The sequence below is a fragment of the Marinobacter bryozoorum genome (assembly GCF_023156245.1).
Lineage (GTDB): Bacteria > Pseudomonadota > Gammaproteobacteria > Pseudomonadales > Oleiphilaceae > Marinobacter > Marinobacter bryozoorum.
In genome coordinates this window covers 121,162-140,176 of sequence record NZ_JAKZAH010000004.1, presented here as the reverse complement: position 1 = coordinate 140,176, position 19,015 = coordinate 121,162, and the positions used below count along the sequence as shown (strand labels likewise).

General features: G+C 61.0%; 14 protein-coding genes. 8 read left to right on the top strand and 6 right to left on the bottom strand.

The window, feature by feature from the left end:
• Positions 1–26: 26 nt before the first annotated feature.
• A complete protein-coding gene (alaS, locus tag MLC59_RS04020) occupies positions 27–2,657 on the bottom strand; it encodes an alanine--tRNA ligase (RefSeq protein WP_248231078.1) in 2,631 nt (876 codons plus the stop codon).
• Positions 2,658–2,800: 143 nt separating this feature from the next.
• Between alaS and MLC59_RS04015 the strand changes: the two genes are divergently transcribed.
• Positions 2,801–3,343 carry an RDD family protein gene (locus tag MLC59_RS04015; protein WP_248231076.1) on the top strand — a complete coding sequence of 181 codons (543 nt, stop codon included), beginning with the start codon at positions 2,801–2,803 and terminating at the stop codon, positions 3,341–3,343.
• A gap of 17 nt (positions 3,344–3,360) precedes the next feature.
• Here MLC59_RS04015 and lptG read toward each other — a convergent pair whose 3' ends face one another.
• Complete coding sequence (gene lptG, locus MLC59_RS04010; RefSeq protein ID WP_282450845.1) at positions 3,361–4,398, bottom strand: LPS export ABC transporter permease LptG; 1,038 nt, start codon at positions 4,396–4,398, stop codon at positions 3,361–3,363.
• A gap of 10 nt (positions 4,399–4,408) precedes the next feature.
• Positions 4,409–5,518: an LPS export ABC transporter permease LptF gene (lptF, locus tag MLC59_RS04005; RefSeq protein WP_248231071.1), complete on the bottom strand. Its 1,110-nt coding sequence runs from the start codon at positions 5,516–5,518 to the stop codon at positions 4,409–4,411.
• Positions 5,519–5,740: 222 nt separating this feature from the next.
• Here lptF and MLC59_RS04000 point away from each other — a divergent pair, with 222 nt between their 5' ends.
• The 5 genes from MLC59_RS04000 (at position 5,741) to MLC59_RS03980 (ending at position 12,282) form a co-directional block, all read left to right on the top strand.
• A complete protein-coding gene (locus MLC59_RS04000) occupies positions 5,741–7,234 on the top strand; it encodes a leucyl aminopeptidase (protein WP_248231069.1) in 1,494 nt (497 codons plus the stop codon).
• Positions 7,221–7,709: a DNA polymerase III subunit chi gene (locus tag MLC59_RS03995; protein WP_248231068.1), complete on the top strand. Its 489-nt coding sequence runs from the start codon at positions 7,221–7,223 to the stop codon at positions 7,707–7,709. Before MLC59_RS04000 ends, MLC59_RS03995 begins: the two co-directional genes overlap by 14 nt.
• Before the next feature lie 171 nt (positions 7,710–7,880).
• Entirely contained in the window at positions 7,881–10,733 is a 2,853-nt protein-coding gene (locus tag MLC59_RS03990) for a valine--tRNA ligase (RefSeq protein ID WP_248231066.1), read from the top strand.
• On the top strand, positions 10,734–11,705 hold the full coding sequence (locus tag MLC59_RS03985; RefSeq protein WP_248231062.1) for a ketopantoate reductase family protein: 972 nt from the start codon (positions 10,734–10,736) through the stop codon (positions 11,703–11,705).
• Between the two features lie 19 nt (positions 11,706–11,724).
• Positions 11,725–12,282, top strand: coding sequence for a cob(I)yrinic acid a,c-diamide adenosyltransferase (locus MLC59_RS03980; protein WP_248231058.1), 558 nt, complete (start codon positions 11,725–11,727; stop codon positions 12,280–12,282).
• A gap of 3 nt (positions 12,283–12,285) precedes the next feature.
• On the opposite strand, the gene ampD is transcribed toward MLC59_RS03980, so the two are convergent.
• Together ampD and MLC59_RS03970 are read right to left on the bottom strand one after the other, a co-directional pair.
• Positions 12,286–12,864, bottom strand: coding sequence for a 1,6-anhydro-N-acetylmuramyl-L-alanine amidase AmpD (ampD, locus tag MLC59_RS03975; protein WP_427901694.1), 579 nt, complete (start codon positions 12,862–12,864; stop codon positions 12,286–12,288).
• A 99-nt stretch (positions 12,865–12,963) separates the two neighbouring features.
• On the bottom strand, positions 12,964–15,312 hold the full coding sequence (locus MLC59_RS03970) for a DUF1631 domain-containing protein (RefSeq protein ID WP_345799747.1): 2,349 nt from the start codon (positions 15,310–15,312) through the stop codon (positions 12,964–12,966).
• Positions 15,313–15,660: 348 nt separating this feature from the next.
• On the opposite strand from MLC59_RS03970, the gene nadC reads away from it, so the two are divergent.
• Both nadC and MLC59_RS03960 read left to right on the top strand, forming a co-directional pair.
• Complete coding sequence (gene nadC / locus MLC59_RS03965) at positions 15,661–16,539, top strand: carboxylating nicotinate-nucleotide diphosphorylase (protein ID WP_248231051.1); 879 nt, start codon at positions 15,661–15,663, stop codon at positions 16,537–16,539.
• A gap of 59 nt (positions 16,540–16,598) precedes the next feature.
• The gene (locus tag MLC59_RS03960; protein ID WP_248231050.1) at positions 16,599–18,677 is read left to right on the top strand and encodes a putative bifunctional diguanylate cyclase/phosphodiesterase; all 2,079 of its coding nucleotides are present in this window, start codon (positions 16,599–16,601) and stop codon (positions 18,675–18,677) included.
• On the opposite strand, the gene MLC59_RS03955 is transcribed toward MLC59_RS03960, so the two are convergent.
• Positions 18,664–18,999, bottom strand: a complete 336-nt coding sequence (locus MLC59_RS03955; protein ID WP_248231049.1) for a YqcC family protein — start codon at positions 18,997–18,999, stop codon at positions 18,664–18,666. The genes MLC59_RS03960 and MLC59_RS03955 overlap by 14 nt on opposite strands.
• Positions 19,000–19,015: the final 16 nt, after the last annotated feature.

Below are 19,015 nucleotides of genomic sequence, written 5' to 3'. Positions count from 1 at the left end.
GCCTAAATGCACTTACTGTGTCGGGTTCACCCGGCCTTTTCTGCAACCCAGCCAGCAACACCCTGCAGCGCTTCGGGCAAGGCCGCCACATCGCTGCCTCCTCCCTGGGCCATGTCTGGACGCCCGCCGCCCTTGCCACCGACCTGGGCGGCAAGGTGTTTCATCAGGTCCCCGGCCTTGACCCGGCCAGTTGCCGACTTGGTCACCCCCGCAACGAGGGTAATCTTTCCATCTTCCACACTGGCCAGTACTACCACACCCTCACCCAGCTTGTTCTTGAGCTGGTCGGCGGTGTCCATCAGTGACTTGCGGTCGGCTCCGTCCAGTTGGGCTGCCACCACCTTGAGCCCCGCCACATCAACAGCTGAGCCGGCCAGGTCAGCTCCGGCAGAGCTGGCCAGCTTGCCCTTGAGCTGCTCCACTTCCTTTTCCAGCTGGCGGCTGCGGTCCAGGACACCCTGCACCTTCTCGACCACAGAGTCCCTTGTGCCACGCACCATTTTTGCCACCCGGTCGAGGGTACTTTCCGTCTCGGTCACCCAGCGCAGGGCACCGAACCCGGTGACGGCCTCAATACGGCGCACCCCGGCGGAGATACCGCTTTCGGAGGTAATCCGGAACAAGCCAATATCACCGGTACGGGCTACGTGGGTGCCCCCGCACAGCTCGACGGAATAGTCATCCGCCCCCATGCTGAGTACCCGCACCGTGTCGCCGTACTTTTCTCCGAACAGGGCAATGGCGCCCTTTTCCTTTGCGCTATCCATATCCATCAGGTCCGTCTGGACCGGGTGGTTGGACAGGATCTGTTCGTTGACCTGGCGCTCGATCTCGCGGAGCTGCTCCGACGTCACCGGCTCGAAATGGGAGAAGTCGAACCGCAACTTGTCCGGGTCCACCAGTGAACCTTTCTGGCTCACATGCTCACCCAGAACATTACGCAGTGCGGCATGCATCAGGTGGGTAGCGGAATGGTTCTTCATGGTGTTTTCCCGGCGCTGGTGGTCGATGCGGGCATCCACCTCCAGGCCTGCGAAGAACTCTCCTTCCACAACGGTGCCGATATGCAGGTGGTTGTCACCATCCTTGCGGGTATCGTTTACCTGGAAGCGACCGCCACTCCAGGTCAGCAGCCCGGTATCACCCACCTGGCCACCGGATTCGGCATAGAACGGCGTGCGCTCAAGCACGACCACAGCCTCATCACCGGCTTCGGCTGCCTTCTCCTCGCCATCCACCAGTATGGTCCGGATGCTGGAGTGACCATCGATGCACTCATAGCCGGTGAACTCTGTGCTACCTTCGATGTGAATTCCGGCAGCGTTGTAATCGATGCCGAATTTGCTGGCCGCCCGGGCACGCTCCCGCTGCTGCTCCATGGCTTTTTCGTATCCCTCATAATCCAGGGTCAGGCCACGCTCGCGGGCGATGTCGTTGGTCAGGTCCACCGGGAAACCGTAGGTGTCATAGAGGGTAAAGATGGTTTCGCCAGGAATTTCGGTGCCCTTCAGGTCCGCTATATCCTGCTCCAGCAGCCGCAGTCCCTTGTCCAGGGTCTTGGCGAACTGCTCCTCTTCTTGCAGCAGCACCTTTTCAATCTGCTTCTGGCTGCTGCGCAACTGCGGATAGGCCTCGCCCATCAGTGATACCAGCGCATCCACCAGTTTGTAGAAGAAGGGTTGGGTCGCACCCAGCTTGTTACCGTGGCGGGCCGCGCGGCGAATTATGCGCCGCAGAACGAATCCACGACCCTCGTTGGAAGGCATGACCCCATCGGCGATCAGGAAGGCACAGGAGCGAATATGGTCAGCCACTACCCTCAGGGAGGCCTCCGTAGTCGCGGCTCCGCCGAGCACTTCCGAGGCGGCCTTCAGCAGGTCCTGGAACAGGTCAATCTCGTAGTTGCTGTGCACGCCCTGCAATACGGCAGTAATTCGCTCAAGCCCCATGCCGGTATCCACGGAGGGCTTGGGCAACGGCAGCATGTCGCAGTTGGCCTGGCGGTTGTACTGCATGAAAACCACGTTCCAGATTTCAATGTAGCGGTCGCCGTCTTCTTCAGGACTACCGGGGGGGCCGCCGGCGACGTCAGGACCGTGGTCATAGAAGATTTCAGTACAGGGACCACAGGGACCGGTGTCACCCATCTGCCAGAAGTTGTCAGAGGCGTAGCGGGCACCTTTGTTATCGCCAATGCGGACAATGCGGTCCGCGGGCACGCCGATTTCCTTGTTCCAGATATCGTAGGCTTCGTCGTCGTCTGCGTACACGGTGACCCAGAGCTTTTCAGTCGGCAACTTGAGCCACTGGTCACCGGTCAGGAAGGTCCAGGCGAAATTGATGGCTTCACGCTTGAAATAATCGCCAAAGCTGAAGTTGCCCAGCATCTCGAAGAAGGTGTGGTGACGGGCGGTGTAACCGACATTTTCGAGGTCATTATGCTTACCGCCAGCGCGCACGCATTTCTGGGAAGATGTGGCACGGACATAGTCCCGCTGTTCGCGGCCAAGGAATACATCCTTGAACTGGTTCATACCCGCATTGGTGAACAACAGGGTGGGATCATCATGGGGTACCAGCGAACTGCTCGGTACGATGGTGTGCCCCTGCTGCTCGAAATACTTGAGAAACGCCTGACGCAACTCTGCGGTTTTCATAGACCTTTGATACCTTTCCAGAAACCCGCCGAAGAAGGCGGCGGGTCCACGATTGAAGTCGGATACTTACATGCGTGTGCAAATCGGCTACTCTAGCACACGCTGAAAATCAGGAAAAACGTACAACCCGCCCAGGAGACCCCATGCCGCGACGCTTTCACGACGCCGAGGAACTCTTTCCGCCCGCCACTGCGCTGAAGCGTGCCCTTGCCATTATCTACGACGGCCTGATCAGTATTGCGGTGCTATTGGTCGCCACATGGCTCTATACCATGCTCGCCGGCTGGCTGACTGGTTGGGACAAGTACGAACAAATGGCTGAAGCAGGCGAACTGTCCGGCGATCCCGGGCTGACCTTTGTCCTGTTCCTGGTGCTCTACCTGTTCTTTGCCTACTTCTGGACCCGTATTGGTCAAACCCTCGGCATGCAGGTGTGGCGCATCCGCATCGAGAACCTGGACGGCACATCCGTCAGCTGGACCCAGGCCCTGCTCCGTTATGGCACCGCCGCTGTGGCCATCTTTATCGCCCTGGTGGCCGGTTATTACCTTGGCCCGGTTACCCTTTTCCTGACAGTACCGTTAATTGTCGCGCTCTTCTCTCCCATCAACGGCCTTTCCGTGACAGACCGGGTTTCCGGCAGCGTGGTTGTCCACGTGCCCAAGGAGGTCCGCAAGCAGGCCTGAGCCTGCTGCGCCTCCCCTTACCCTGCGCGGCGCATCAGCCAGGCACCAATAAGCCCGTTGATCACGATGGGGACCAGGATGGCCAGCACCGGGTTGAAGCCGAACACCACGCTCATGGGCCCCAGCAGGTCCTGCATGTACTTGAACAGCAGCCCTACAATAAGACCAGTGAAGACCCGGAACCCCATTGTCACGGACCTGAGCGGACCGAAGATGAACGAGATCGCCACGATCACCATCACCGCGGTACCCACTGGCATCAGCACTTTCTTCCAGAACGCCAGCCAGTATTGCGCGGAAGTCAGCCCCTGCTGATCCAGGTAGCGGGCGTAGGTATACAGACCGGTCAGCGGCAAGTTCTCTGGCTTCACCACCAAAACACTCAGTACGTCGGGCGTCAGTCCACTCTCCCACCGCTCTTCCGTACTGACCTCTCGTTCGGTACCTTCCCGTGATATCCGTGTCCGCCTGATATCCTGCAACAGCCAGTGATCACCCTGGAACGTCGCGGTGCGAGCAAAGCTCGCGGACGCGAGCCAGCGGTCGTCATCCATTCTGAACAGGGCCACGCCCTGGAGGTTGCCGTCAGGCGTGACCGCATTAAGGTGTATAAAGGTGTCCCCTTCTCGGTGCCAGACCCCCTCGGCATTCGCAATATTGCCGTCGCCACCCCGGGCAACGGCCTTCTGGCTCTGGGCCAGCCGCTCGGCGGGCGGAGCCACGTACTCACCAATAACCAGCCCGATCAGTACCACCACCAGGGCCGGTTTCATCGAGGACCAGACGATACGGCGAATGGACACACCGGCTGCCCGGATAACGGTGAGTTCCGACGAACTGGCCATGGCCCCAAGACCCACCAGGCACCCCATAAAGGCCCCCAGCGGAAGGTAATCGTAGATTCGGCGGGGCAGGGTCAACAGCATAAACAAGGCTGCCTCCAGCGCCTGGTAATCCGCCCGCACGTCTTCCAGCTCCGCGATGTAACCAAACACCACATCCAGCGACAACACTACCATCATGACCAGGAAGATGGCGCCGCCGACATTGCCCATGATGTAGCGATCAAGTATCCGCACGGACACCCCCCTCGCGCTCGAGCCGACGTTTGCGTCCCCAGGCGGGACCAAATTGCAGCCACAGGCCAAGACCAAGGAACAACAGGTGCACCCAGGCCATACCGATCCACTCCGGCACACGACCAGAGGCCAGTGCGTCCCGGGCGACAATCAGCAGACCGAGGTACAGGATGTAAATCATCATGGCCGGCAGCAGATGGAAAAAGCGACCCTGGCGCGGATTCACCCGACTGAGCCGGACCGCCAGCAGGGTCACGACCGGCACAATCAGCGGTAACGAGAAGCGCCAGTGCAGCAGTGCCCGCAGCTCAGGGTCGTCCGAGCGCATCAGCGCCAGGGTCGACATACCCTCCTCGTCCTCACTGCCCAGGACCGCCGATTCAGCGACCTTCAGGCCATAGGCCTCAAACTCGGTAACGTCGTAGTCCAGCTCACCGGGCAATCCCTGGAAGCGGGCCCCCTGCTCAAGCACCAGGAAACGGCTGCCTGTGTCGTCGTCAATAAACTGCGAGCCTTCTTCCGCCACCACCAGGCTCAGGGACTGGTCAGCCTCGGAATACTCGGCCATGAAAACCCCCTGCAGCCTTAGCTTGTCGTCACTGAGGGACTCGGTGTAGGTAACGCGCCCCCCCGACTCCAGGCTCTGGAAGCGCCCCGGGGCCAGCATTTCGAATTCCGTCGCCTGGCTCTGCTCGTCAAAGATGCGCTCGACGTTCTTCATGCCCCAGGGCGTAATCCACAGGCTCATGGCACCGACCAGAAGCATCACCACAAAGCCGGCGATCAGCGTATGCCCGAGCACCTGGCGGTCGCTGACCCCGCAAGCAAACAGAACGGTCATTTCGCTTTCGAGGTACATACGGCCGTAGGCCAGCAGGATGCCAATAAAAAAGCCCAGCGGCAGGATCAGTTCCAGGAAGCCGGGAAAGCGGTAGGCCATGATGGCAAACAGCACATCACCGGACAATTCACCGGCGGCAGCTTCTGCCAGGTACTTGATAAAGCGCCCGCTCATGAACACCAGCAACAACACGCCGGAAACGGCGGCCATGGTGGTCAGGGTCTGGCGGGTCAGATAACGAAAGATGATACTCAAGAACGGCCTCTCAGGGCTTGCAGGGCTAGTGTCCCGTCTGATGCGCGCTATTCTATGGAACCTCGCTTCCAAATGACAGGGTACGGCACAGATTCCGGCGGCCCCGCGCAGCCGCGCGAATTGCAGCTACCCGCTTGATAAATCGGCACCAGACCCCGATGCTATAAGCATTGATTCAATCCCGGTGCCTCCGGCACCTGCCAATGACACTCAGGAGTTGCCATGAATTTCACGCTCAGCAGCAAAGCCCTCAGCAGTTCCAGAACCGATTGCCTGGTCGTGGCCGTCCCCGAAAAAGGCGACTGGCCGGCCAGCACCACCCAGGCAGACGAGGCCCTGGGAGGGCAACTGAAGGCCCTGCAAAAGAACGGCGACCTGACTGGCAAGGCCGGCTCCACCCTGATGCTTCCGGTGAACGACGCCCCCTGGAGCCGGGTGCTGGTGGTTGGCACCGGCGCTGACAAGGACCGCAAGCCTGCGGATTACCGCAAGGCGCTGATTGCCATGGCCACGGTGTTGAAAGATGGCGCCGCCAGGAATGCTGTCATCGCCCTTGCTGATACACCACTCAATGGTGACGACGCAGTGACCTCCGAAGCCAGCAAGCTCCGCCTGATCGGGCGCACCCTGGAAGAACAGCTCTACGCCTTCACCGGCTTCAAGAGTGAGCAGCCGGCCAAGCGCAAGCTGGCAAAGGTCACCGTTGTCGCCTCCGGCGCCGGCAAAGCCCTCAAGGATGCCTTCAACCTCGGCCTGGCCACCGGCCGCGGCATGAACTTCACCCGCGACCTGGGCAACACCCCGCCCAACGTCTGTCACCCCACCTGGCTGGCCGAAAGGGCGCAGCAGCTTGCCAAGGAACACGACGTTATCAAGACCGAGGTGCTGGACGAAAAGCAGATGAAGAAGCTGGGCATGAACAGCCTGCTGTCTGTTTCCGCCGGCAGCGCCCAGCCCGCCCGCCTGATCGTCATGGAATACAAGGGCGGCAAGTCAAAGGACAAGCCCTACGTGCTCGTGGGCAAGGGCATCACCTTCGATACTGGCGGCATCAGCCTCAAGCCGGGCGAAGGGATGGACGAGATGAAGTACGATATGGGTGGCGCCGCAGCCGTCTTCGGCACCATGCAGGCCATCGCTGAATCAAAGCCGAAAATCAACGTGGTGGCCGTTGTCGCCGCCGCCGAGAACATGCCCAGCGGCACCGCCACCCGCCCGGGTGACATCGTTACCTCCATGTCCGGCCAGACCATTGAGATCCTGAACACCGACGCCGAAGGCCGCCTGGTGCTGTGCGATGCCCTCACCTATGTAAAGAAGTACAACCCGGAAGTGGTGGTGGACATGGCCACCCTGACTGGCGCCTGCATCATCGCCCTGGGCCACCATGCCACCGGGTTGCTGTCCAACAACGACGAACTGGCTGACGACCTCCTGGCCGCTGGCGAACGGGCAGGTGACCGGGCCTGGCGCCTGCCCCTGTGGGACGAATACCAGAGCCAGCTGGACAGCAACTTCGCCGATATGCAGAACATCGGCGGCCGTCCGGCAGGCACCATCACAGCGGCCTGTTTCCTGTCACGGTTTGCGAAGGAATACCGCTGGGCACACCTGGACATCGCCGGCACCGCCTGGAACTCCGGCAAGGCCAAAGGTGCTACCGGGCGGCCCGTTCCCCTGCTGATGGATTACCTGATGTCCCATGCCGGAAAGTAACGGCGCAGCCCCCCGCCCCGAAGCGGGTCAGGCCAGGTCCTACTGGTTCCATATCCTGGCCGGGGCCACACCAGCGGACCGCAATCTCCACGCGGTCCGCCTGGTGGACAAGGCCTGGCAGCAGGGTGACAGGGTGTGCGTCGTTTGCGACCAGCACAATCAGGCCGAGGAACTGGACGACCTGTTGTGGACGTTCATGCCGGACGCGTTTATTCCCCACAGCATCGTTCCGGACGCCACCACCCGGTGTTCGGACCCGGTGGGTATCTTGCTCTGTGAGCCGGCGGCGGATGACTGGGACACGGTGGTGATTCTGTCATCGAAGCTGCCTGCGGACGCTGACCGTTTCAAACGCCTGGCCCTGGTGGCCCACAACGACCCCGAGGTTCTGAATAGTGCCCGGTCCCACTTCCGGCAACTGAGAACCCTGGGGATTGAGCCGAAGGTACATGATCAGCGGAAGAGCCGGCGATAACGCAGCGGCTTACCCTGTTCCAGGTGCCCGGGCGGGCGGACCCTCGAAAACTTCGGCCTTGCACTCAGCCCTTGAACCAGGCGTCTAAGTTCGCTGCATCCCCCACGACAATGTATAATCAGACGCTCTCATTTTCCCTTGCGAATCAACCAAACGGTCACCAGCAGATCCATGGAAAAAACCTACCAGCCAGAAAACATCGAGCGCCAGTGGTACGAAAACTGGGAAGCCAAGGGGTATTTTCGCCCCAGTGGCGAAGGACAGTCCTACAGCATTGCCATCCCGCCACCCAACGTGACCGGCAGCCTGCACATGGGCCACGCCTTCCAGCACACCATCATGGATACCCTCACCCGCTTCAAGCGCATGCAGGGCCGCAATACCCTCTGGACCGTGGGTACCGACCACGCCGGCATTGCCACACAGATGGTGGTGGAGCGCAAACTGGCCAATGACGAAGGCAAGACCCGCCACGATCTGGGCCGGGAAGAGTTTATCAAGCGCATCTGGGAGTGGAAGGAACAGTCCGGCGGCACCATCACCGGCCAGATGCGCCGACTGGGCAACTCCGTGGACTGGAGCAACGAACGCTTCACCATGGACGACGGCTTCTACAAGGCCGTGCAGGAAGTGTTCATCCGCCTGTTCGATGATGGCCTGGTGTACCGGGGCAAGCGGCTGGTCAACTGGGATCCGAAGCTGCACACCGCCATCTCCGACCTGGAGGTGGAAAACAAGGAAGAGAAGGGTTACTTCTGGCACCTGCGTTACCCGCTGGCTGACGGCGAGCAGACCAAAGAAGGCAAGGACTACCTGGTGGTGGCCACCACCCGACCGGAAACCTTGCTGGGGGACACCGCCGTAGCGGTCCACCCGGACGATGAGCGCTACCAGCACCTGGTGGGCAAGCACGTGATGCTGCCGCTGGCAAATCGCCGCATTCCGATTGTCGCTGATCACCATGCAGACCCGGAGAAAGGTTCCGGTTGCGTAAAGATCACCCCGGCCCATGACTTCAACGACTATGCCGTGGGCAAGCGCAACGACCTGCCCATGATCAACGTCATGACCGAGGACGCGAACATCCGGGCCGTGGCGGAGGTATTCAATGCCGATGGCACCGAGAACACCGACCTCGACGGCACCATGCCGGAGGCCTATGCGGGCCTGACCCGGGAAGACGCCCGTAAGCAGGTTGTGGCTGACATGGACACTGCCGGACTGTTGCACCAGGTGGAAGACCATGTGCTGAGCGTACCCCGGGGTGACCGTTCCGGCCTGATCATCGAGCCGATGCTGACAGATCAATGGTTCGTGGACGCCAAGACCCTGGCCAAACCTGCCATAGAAGCGGTGGAAGACGGCCGCATCCAGTTCGTACCCAAGCAGTACGAGAACATGTATTTCGCCTGGATGCGGGATATCCAGGAGTGGTGCATCTCCCGTCAGCTGTGGTGGGGGCACCGGATTCCAGCCTGGTACGATGCCGAGGGCAACATCTATGTAGGCCGGGACGAGGCCGATGTGCGCCAGAAGTACAGCCTGGCAGCGGACCTGGAGCTGAGCCAGGACGAGGACGTGCTGGACACCTGGTTCAGCTCCGCCCTGTGGACCTTCGGCACCCTGGGCTGGCCGGAGATTACCGAGCGCCTGAAGCACTTCCACCCGACCGATGTCCTGGTCACCGGCTTCGACATCATCTTCTTCTGGGTAGCCCGCATGATCATGATGACCATGCACTTCATGAAAGATGAAGACGGCACCCCCCAGGTTCCCTTCAAAACCGTCTATGTCACTGGCCTGATCCGGGATGAGCACGGCGACAAGATGTCCAAGTCCAAGGGCAACGTGATCGACCCCCTGGACATGATCGACGGCATCGGGCTGGACACCCTGCTGGAAAAGCGCACTGGCAACCTGATGCAGCCGAAGCTCGCCGAGAAGATCGCCAAGCGCACCAGGAAGGAATTCCCCGAGGGCATCACCGCCCACGGTACCGATGCCTTGCGCTTCACCCTGGCAGCGATGGCCACTACCGGCCGTGACATCAACTGGGACATGAAGCGTCTGGAAGGCTACCGCAACTTCTGCAACAAGCTGTGGAACGCGGCGCGCTATGTTCTGATGAATACCGAGGGTGAGGACTGCGGTGTCAACGATGAAAAAGTGGACCTGTCGCTCGCGGACCGCTGGATCATCAGTGAGCTGCAGCATTGCGAAAGCGAAGTAATTCGCCACCTGGACCAGTACCGCTTCGACCTGGCCGCCTATGCCCTGTACGAGTTCATCTGGAACGAGTACTGCGACTGGTACCTGGAACTGTCCAAGCCAGTGCTGAACGACGACAATGCCAGCGTGGAGGCCAAGCGTGGCACTCGCCGCACACTGGTGCGGGTACTGGAAGCCGTTTTGCGCCTGGCGCACCCGATGATGCCGTACATCACCGAGGAAATCTGGCAGCGTATTGCGCCCCTGGCCGGCAAGGGTGGCGACAGCATCATGCTGCAGCCCTTCCCGGAGCCGGATACCAGCAAGCAGGACGCCGACGTTGCCACGGATATCGAGTGGGTGAAGGGTGTTATCGTTGCCGTACGTAACATTCGCGGCGAAATGAATATTTCGCCCGCCAAACAGATTCCGGTACTGCTGCGCGGCAACGAGGGCGAAGACCAGCGCCGTATGGACCAGAACCGTCAGTTCCTGATGTCCCTGGCCAAGCTGGAGAAGTTGGAATGGTTCGAGGGCGACAAGGCCCCCATGTCTGCCACCCAGCTGGTGGGCGAAATGGAAGTACTGGTACCCATGGCTGGGCTGATCGACAAGGAAGCCGAACTCAAGCGCCTGGACAAGGAGCTGGAACGCCTGGAGAAGGAAATCGGCCGCCTGGAAGGCAAGCTGGGCAACGACAAGTTCACCGCCAAGGCCCCCGCCGAGGTGGTGGAAAAGGAGAAGGAAAAACTCCGGGATGCCCAGGGCAGCCAGAAGCGTCTGAGCGAACAGCGCGCCGAAATCGAGGCCATGTAAGTGAACTCGCAGCGGTCTCCCAGACCGTCAGCGTCCGAGCCCGAGGGCGGCGGCATTGCCATCCTCGGCGCCGGGGCACTGGGAAGGCTTTGGGCTGCCTGCCTGCCGCCAGCCGCTTCGGGCTTTGTGCCCAGGAACCCCTCTGCGCTGTCCTCGTTCAGACTCCACTACCATTTCCAGGACAGCGAAGACCGTGAGCACGCCGTTACCCGCCCCTGGCTGACCACGTTGTCTGATGTATCACTCTTGCTGGTTACCACCAAGGCAGGAGATACCCTCGAGGCCCTCGGGCAGGTTATCGGGCGTGTTCCTGAATCCTGCCCGGTGGTGCTGTTCCAGAATGGCCTTGGCAGCCAACAGGCTGTCGCGGCGCGATGGCCGGCACGACCGATACTGGCCGCCAGCACCACCGAAGCCGCCAATCGCCCGGTGTCCGACCAGGTGGTGCACGCCGCCCGCGGGTATACCTGGATCGGCGCGCTGACAGAGCCCGCCACAAACCTCGTTACCGGCATCATTCGCCAGCTGTCACCGTCAGGGCTCGATGTAAGGGGTGAAGAGCGCATCCTTGAGCGTTTGTGGGGCAAGCTCGCCATCAACGCCGGCATCAATCCCTTTACCGCGCTGCTGGACTGCCCCAATGGTAAAATCCTGGAGTCCCCGCTGTTCCTGGACTCTATCAATGCCTTGTGCGAGGAACTGGCAAACCTGATCACCGCCGAGGGGCTGCCCCCCCACTCGCCCCGGGAACTTCGGGACGACATCGAACGGGTCGCCCGGAACACCGCCGCCAATACCTCCTCCATGCGGGGCGATGTGCAGAATGGCCGCGTCACAGAAATCGACTACATCAACGGCTACGTTGCCAGCCGGTCCCGGGAACTGGGGCTGGACGCACCAGTGAACCAGATGCTCACTGACCGAGTAAAAGAGCTGGTACCGCATTCTGGTGTCCCGGACACCAGCAACTGACCAAGCCGGAGAAACTCTCATGGGCAACCGACTTTCAAAGATCTACACGCGCACCGGGGACGATGGCTCCACCGGCCTGGCCGACGGCAACCGTATTGCCAAGAACGCACGGCGGGTGGAAGCCATGGGTACCGCCGATGAGCTTAACTGCCATATTGGTGTGTTGATTGAGCAACTCGCAGACGAGGCAGAAATCGCCGCTGCCATGGGACGAATCCAGCATCACCTGTTTGACCTGGGGGGCGAATTTGCCATTCCCGGTAGCAACGTGATCAATGAACAGCACATTCAATGGCTGGAGGAAACGCTGGACCAGTTCAACGCCGACCTGCCGCCGCTGAAGAACTTTATACTGCCGGGTGGTACACCAGCGGCTGCTCAATGCCACATGGCCCGGGCTGTTTGCCGCCGGGCAGAGCGAGTGGTTGTGGCACTGGGTCAAGAAGACTCCATCAACCCGGACTCCCGCCACTACCTCAACCGTTTGTCAGACCTGCTGTTCGTGGTGGCCCGGGTGTTGGCCCGTCGCAATGGCGGCGAAGAAGTGCTGTGGGAGCAGCACCGCTCGGCGGTGTGAGCCTCAGCCCGCCAGTAACTGCCGAAAGTACCGCCAGTCAAAGGCCGGGCCCGGGTCGGTCTTGCGGCCCGGGGCGATATTGCTGTGCCCGGTAATCCGGTTGTCGGTGATAGCCGGCCAGGCAGACTGGATTTGACGCGTTACCAAAGCCAGCTGCTGATACTGAGCCTCCGTATAGGGAACCTCGTCGGCCCCTTCCAGCTCGACACCAATGGCGTAATCATTGCACTCTTCCCTGCCACAGAAGACCGAGCGCCCGGCGTGCCAGGCCCGGTCCTGGAAGCGGACAAACTGCAGTAACTCCCCGGCCCGGCGAATTAACAGGTGGGACGAAACGGTCATACCGCCGATCTCCCGGAAGTACGGGTGCGCCGAGACATCCAGGCGGTTGCAGAAGAAATCCTCGATCCACGGCCCACCAAACTGCTCCGGGGGCAGGCTGATGTTATGCACCACCAGCAGAGAGATATCGTTCTCATCCGGCCGCGGGCCGAAATTCGGTGACGGGCACCAGCGTGCGGAGGGCAGGCGACCTGACTGTCGCAAGGGAGAATCAGGGTAAGGGGTTTCGGGTTCAGACACGGCGTTCCTGCAGCGATCGGGGATGTGCCCGAATTGAACCATAAAGGTGGAGCCAGAGCCAGTTGACGGCCCCCTGCCCTGCCGACAACCAGGCCGGGGTCAGTCCCGGCGGTTGTGGCGCAGGTTGTCGATGATGGATTCCAGTGCCCGGTCGAAGATCAGGCCGTCATCCAGCAGCACAACACGCCCTTCAGACAACGCGAGGGCAAGCTCTTCCTGCTGATATTCCGCCACCTTCGCACCGTTGCGGTTTACGAAGATGTATTTGCCAGTGGCACGGATAATGGCTGCCAGTTTACTCCGCAGGCGGCCGTTGTCCCGGGGCATTTCAACCCAGCAGCCAACCCTCAGGCCAGCGGCCTTCTCCAGCCACTGTACGCCGATCTCAGGTGTCTGCTGAGGCGCTGCCTCATTCGTCTGGGTCGCGGCCGGTGACTCCGGTTCGCTGGCAGGTGGAGCGGCCTCGGCCGATGGCGCCGTCGGTTCAGGTTCAGGCTCGGGAGCACCATCAGACCGGGTAGGCTCAACCGCTGGCGTGGATGCCTCAGGCGCAACTGGCGCCTCTGCAACTTCAGTCACAGGCTCGTCAGCCGGTGGGGCCATGTCTTCAACGAGAGCTGTCAGCTCGTCCGCCAGCCCTGCTGGCAGCGCATCTGTCACGGTCGCCTCGGAACGACGGGTGACCAGTCCCTGCAGCACGTCCACGTGGGCCAGCTCCAGGTCGCGGATCGCCGCGTCGATGGCAAACGGGTCCCACGATATCTCGTGCAGGCCACTACGCAAGGCATCGGTAATGGACGGAATTGCCTTGAGCAACTCGTCCCGGGTGGACTCATCGACCGGCTCAGGGTCCAGGCTCCAGGCCAGCCGACCGGTCAGCGCCGTTGCCGACTGCCAGGCCTCAGAATCCTCACCTTCCCGCAGGAATACCCATTCAAGGTATTTACGCCAGGGTTCATTGAACAGGCCCAGTGTATTCTCTGGCAGGTCCCGGCCCTGCAGAAGCTCCTCCAGCGTGGCCCGTACCCGCTCCCTGGCGAGTTCCTGGCGGGCGCGGCCTTCTTCCGCGTCCCGCAAGCGTTGCTCTACCAGCTCCCGCCGGCGGCGATCCAGATCCATGAAGTGCTGGAAGTCCTTGAGCACTTCCTCGAACAGACCCACGTTATCGGTATACTCGTTCAGCAACCGCTGAACCACGGCCTCAACCTTATCCCGCAGCGGATCACGCTGATTGTCTGCCCGGGGTGTCCAGCCAATGCCGGCCATGGCCAGCTCATTCAGAAGCTTACGGGCCGGATGGCCGCCACGATTGAAAAAGCTGCGATCCAGCAATGCCACCTTGAGCACCGGAATCTGCAGCCGGCCGATCAACATTTTCATAACAGGTGGCAGCTGACGGTCATCGAGTATGAACTCGAAAAGCATGGCGACCAGGTTGATCACATCACCATCCACCTGGTTCACCGGCAGGCGCTGCTCCGGTCCCTGACTCAGTACCCGGCTGAGCAGTACGGACAGCGGCAGCACCTGGCCGTTTTCACTGGTCATGGCGGAACTCTGTAAGCCACCAAGTCGTTGCATAAGGTCGCCCGTGGCCAGTTCTGATGCAACACCGGGGGGTTGCCCCTGGCTGCCCACAAAGCCATTACCCGGGGCATTGCCCCGATGAAGCAACTCAGCCAGCTCGGAAAAGGTCACGCCGGAATCACCGCCGGAGTGGCCATGCCCCGATGCAGAGCCGGCGGACGGTGCTGATCCGGTAGCGGGGGGCACCGGTCTGCTGACGGATGGCCGACCGGTCCGGCCGACGGCGGGGGCATTTTTGAGATCGGGCAAGACACCCTCTGCCACCAGGAGACGGTTCGCCTCCTGGTACAATACCGCCAGCCGATCAACCAGTAACCGGTCAAACAGCTTGATCACAACAAGGCGCGCCCGGATATCGATGTCAAGGTCTTCACTGGCGCGGCCCAGGCCAGTACAGACCACTTCGGGGCTCAGGGGCATCTGGCGCTCGGCAAGCTCGTGGTGGCCGGAAACATGGGCAATACGGGCACCGAGCAACCTGACCGGCTCCGCGTAGCCGCTCGAAAGCTTGGCAATCAGGCCGTCTATCGCCACCCGTTTCTCCAGTTCGCTGTCGTCCACCAGCGACAGGGTGCCCTGGTCAACCTCTTCCAGGCCCCGACTGCGAGGCATCGGATCGAACTGTCCAATCTCGTTGAAGGCCCGTGTCACCCAGGCCAACATAGTGCTCGCCATGACCTTGCGCCGCAGACGCAATTCCCGCATTGCATCGAAATAGGCAACCTGGTCCTGGTTAGAGCCCGCCCGGTCAGCCATACCGAACAGAACGTCATCGGCACTGTCAAAGAACTCTGACAGGATCCTGGACAGGGATCGTACAGAGGCGTCCCGCAGACGAATGAGGGCGGCGGGCAACTGCACCTCCGTACGCGATCCCTGCGCACCTCTGAGATTCACTACCTTTCGTTCCTGCGCCATGACATCAGGCCCCATTTAACATTTATTAACAGTCATTGGCTATCATAGGCCTTCCCTCTGTCAATATGTGTCAGCTTTTGTCACCAATTGTGAACCGCGGAACCCGGTCACATTTCCAGCACTTTCACGGGTCATTTACGCATCTGGGGTAATCTACCTGGTCGCTTTTCGGCACAGTCTGACGTAAAACGTCACCCCAGGATCGATACTGAGCCCATTCCGGCATTTTCCGTAACCGCCCCGTGAAGCTACAATCACCGGCCTGACCCATACTGACCGGAAGATCCATCCATGGCCCCGCTATCCGCTGAAATGAACGAACTGTTACGCCAATCCCGAATCGAGTCTGTCGCCATCAGTCTGCGGGAAGACATCGGCAATGGTGATATCACCGCTTCGCTGATTCCCGCAGACCGACATGGCGAGGCCCTTGTTATTACCCGCGTGCCTGCCACCATCGCCGGACAGGCCTGGGTAGACGAAGTATTCCGCCAGGTGGATCCCCGTGTGCAGCTACGGTGGGAGGTCAAAGATGGCGAGCAGGTTGAGGCAAACACGGTGCTGTTCACCTGTGAAGGACCGGCCAGGAGCCTGCTGACCGCTGAGCGGGCAGCCCTTAACTGGCTTCAGACCTTGTCTGGCGTCGCTTCACGCTGCCGGGAGTTTGCCGACCGGGTGTCCCATACCGGGGTAAAGCTCCTGGATACCCGTAAGACCCTGCCCGGATTGCGCCTGGCAGAAAAGTACGCGGTCACCTGCGGCGGCTGCTTTAACCACCGTATTGGCCTGTGGGACGCCTTCCTGATCAAGGAGAACCACATTGCTGCCTGCGGCTCCATTGCGGCAGCCGTCAGCCAGGCCCGGCAGGTTGCACCGGGACGGCCTGTGGAAGTGGAAACCGAAAACATGAACGAACTGCAACAGGCACTGGACGCCGGAGCCGATATCATCATGCTGGATGAGTTCAGTCTGGATGACATGGTAAGGGCCGTCCGCACGGTAGACGGCGCCTGTCGGCTAGAGGCCTCCGGCGGCGTTAACGAGGACACGCTGGTCACCATTGCGGAAACCGGTGTCGATTATATCTCGATCGGTACTTTAACCAAGGACGTGCAGGCGACTGACCTTTCCATGCGACTGCAGGTAGATAACAGCCCCGCCCCGGGCTGACCCCGACACGCAGGGACGCACCGGGCCGGCGCAGCAACGCCCGTTAAAGGCAGGGATTTGTGGAACAACGACAACGCAACGAAACCCGCGAGCGATGGCTGGCCATCTTCGCGGACAGCATGGCCAGCCTGGTGATCCTGGCACTGGCCCTCAGCCCGCTGCTCTTGCTGACGGCGCCAGAGGTACCCCTTGGCCACGAATCCATGATCAGCTTTTTCGGATCTGCAGGACCAGCCATGCTGGTACTGGCCGGCACGTTTGTCTATGTACGCGACCTGCTGCGGGAACGCCGGCGCATCGAGTCCCGGCTGGAAGACGTGGTAGAAGAACGCACCCGTGAACTGCAGGCCATAAACCAGGAACTCCGGGACGAGATCTTCGTGCGCCAGCAGGCCGAGCGCTCGTTCCGCCGCTCATCCCGCCATTTTCGCGCCCTTTTCGATACCGCTGCCTCGCCGATTATCCTCATCGACGCCTCATTTTGCATCCGCCAGTGGAATACATCGGCCGAGGCCCTGTTCGGCTACAGCCGCGACGAAGCTGTCGGACGCAACCTGATCGAGACCTTCATACCAGAGGTCTACCAGGATGAAATGAGCTGGAAAATCCTGAAGACGCTCGGCGCGGGGCAACTGCAGGAAACCCTGGAAACCGGCATCCAGGGTTACGACGGCACCGACCACATTGTGCTATGGAACCTGAACCTGCTGCAGGATGAGGAGGACGAACAGAGCCAGTTGATCCTGATCGGTCAGAATATCTCTGAGATCCGGCGAACCCAGGACCAGCTTCACTACCTTGCCCACTTCGATGTACTGACCGACACCGCCAACAGGCGCCTGTTTGAAGACCGCTGCCGCCGCGCCCTGGCCAGTGCCAGCCGCCATGGGCACCACTGCGCCCTGATTGCCCTGGACGTTGATCACTTCAAACGTATCAACGATACCCTGGGACACGACGCCGGTGACACCCTGTTGAAAGCCCTGTCGCAACGACTGAAAGGCAGCGTGCGGGAAGAAGATACCATCGCCCGGCTGGGCGGTGATGAATTTGCAGTGTTGCTACACCACGTTAGCGGGGCCGAAGGCTGCGAAAAAGTGGCCAGGGGGGTCCTGGACGCAATCACCGAACCGGTTTCAGTACCGGGACACGAGCTGGTTATCACCTCCAGTATCGGCATAGCGCTGGCGCCGGAGGATGGCGACCACTACGAGCAGCTCCTCAAGAACGCTGACATGGCGATGTACCGGGCCAAGAGGGCCGGCCGCAACAATATCCAGTTCTTCAGCAAAGACATGAACCAGGAAATGCAACGGCTGATGACCCTGGAGCAGGAACTGCGTGCCGGCATTCGCGCCGGTGAACTGCAACTGCATTACCAGCCTGTGCTTGATGCCCGTTCCGGCCAGGTCGTCGCACTGGAAGCGCTGCTGCGCTGGAACCATCCGTCCCGGGGGCTGCTCTCGCCTGCAGACTTCCTCGAGGTTGCCGAACAGAGCGGCCAGCTCAGCGCCATTCGGCACTGGATCTTTAGCAACGCCTGCCTCCAGGCCCGGGCTATCCAGGCCATGAGCGGGACACCGGTGCGGATCAGCATTAATCTCTCCTCGCGCCAGTACCAACAACCCGGGCTTGCGGAGGACCTCAGCCAGGTCATTACGGAAACGGGGCTGGAGCCATCATTGCTGATGGTGGAAATCGATGAACGTATCCTGGCAGAGCAGCTGGGGGAAACGAAGGCGGTACTTGAGCGCCTGAAGGACACTGGCATCGGGCTGACGCTGGACCGGTTCGGCAGCGGGCTGTCTTCCCTGACCCTGTTGAGCGAGTTGCCGCTGGACCAGGTCAAAATTGATCCGTCCCTGTTGCAGCGGGCGCCGGCAGACCAGAATACCGCCGCAATTACCCACACCCTGATCAGCCTGGCCCGTCAGCTGAACCTGAAAGTGGCGGCCGCGGGCATTGAAACCGAAAAGCAGGACCGGTTTCTGCGGCAGTCCGGGTGCCACCTGCTGCAGGGAAACCGGTTCTGCCCCCCGGTCTGCCCGGATGAGCTGGCAGAGCTGTTTGCCGAGTTACGGGAAGGCCGCGAACTACTGCCGGCACTGCCGCAACACGGTGCGATCAGGAACCGCTGATCAACCGGTCAATCGCCTCCAGCTCACGCACCAGGCCTTCGCCTGGCTCCGGCCGGGCGCGGAAGTATTCCTCTGCCATGGGTGCAATGCCGGACACATCGGGCAGGCCATGTCCCTGCTCAACGATGATCTTCATCCTGACCAGGAATACGAACTGCAGCCACTCGGTAAAGGCCAGGGTATCAATACAGAAGGGCTGGGTGCTGGCCAGGGCGTCGTCAGAGGGCGGTTCGCTGGCCCAGACCTGGATACGCCGCATCTCCGCTTCGATCCCAAGCAAGCGGTCCGCTACCTCACTGAAAACATCGGATGGTGCGGTCATCAGGGTCACACTCCTC

Excerpts from the sequence above, each read along its gene's own strand:
- MLC59_RS04000 (WP_248231069.1), top strand. The coding sequence starts at position 5,741 with ATGAATTTCACGCTCAGCAGCAAAGCCCTCAGCAGTTCCAGAACCGAT.
- nadC (WP_248231051.1), top strand. The coding sequence starts at position 15,661 with ATGGCCCCGCTATCCGCTGAAATGAACGAACTGTTACGCCAATCCCGA.
- lptG (WP_282450845.1), bottom strand. The coding sequence starts at position 4,398 with ATGGGCAATGTCGGCGGCGCCATCTTCCTGGTCATGATGGTAGTGTTG.
- alaS (WP_248231078.1), bottom strand. The coding sequence starts at position 2,657 with ATGAAAACCGCAGAGTTGCGTCAGGCGTTTCTCAAGTATTTCGAGCAG.
- MLC59_RS03955 (WP_248231049.1), bottom strand. The coding sequence starts at position 18,999 with ATGACCGCACCATCCGATGTTTTCAGTGAGGTAGCGGACCGCTTGCTT.
- MLC59_RS03995 (WP_248231068.1), top strand. The coding sequence starts at position 7,221 with ATGCCGGAAAGTAACGGCGCAGCCCCCCGCCCCGAAGCGGGTCAGGCC.
- MLC59_RS04015 (WP_248231076.1), top strand. The coding sequence starts at position 2,801 with ATGCCGCGACGCTTTCACGACGCCGAGGAACTCTTTCCGCCCGCCACT.
- MLC59_RS03980 (WP_248231058.1), top strand. The coding sequence starts at position 11,725 with ATGGGCAACCGACTTTCAAAGATCTACACGCGCACCGGGGACGATGGC.
- MLC59_RS03990 (WP_248231066.1), top strand. The coding sequence starts at position 7,881 with ATGGAAAAAACCTACCAGCCAGAAAACATCGAGCGCCAGTGGTACGAA.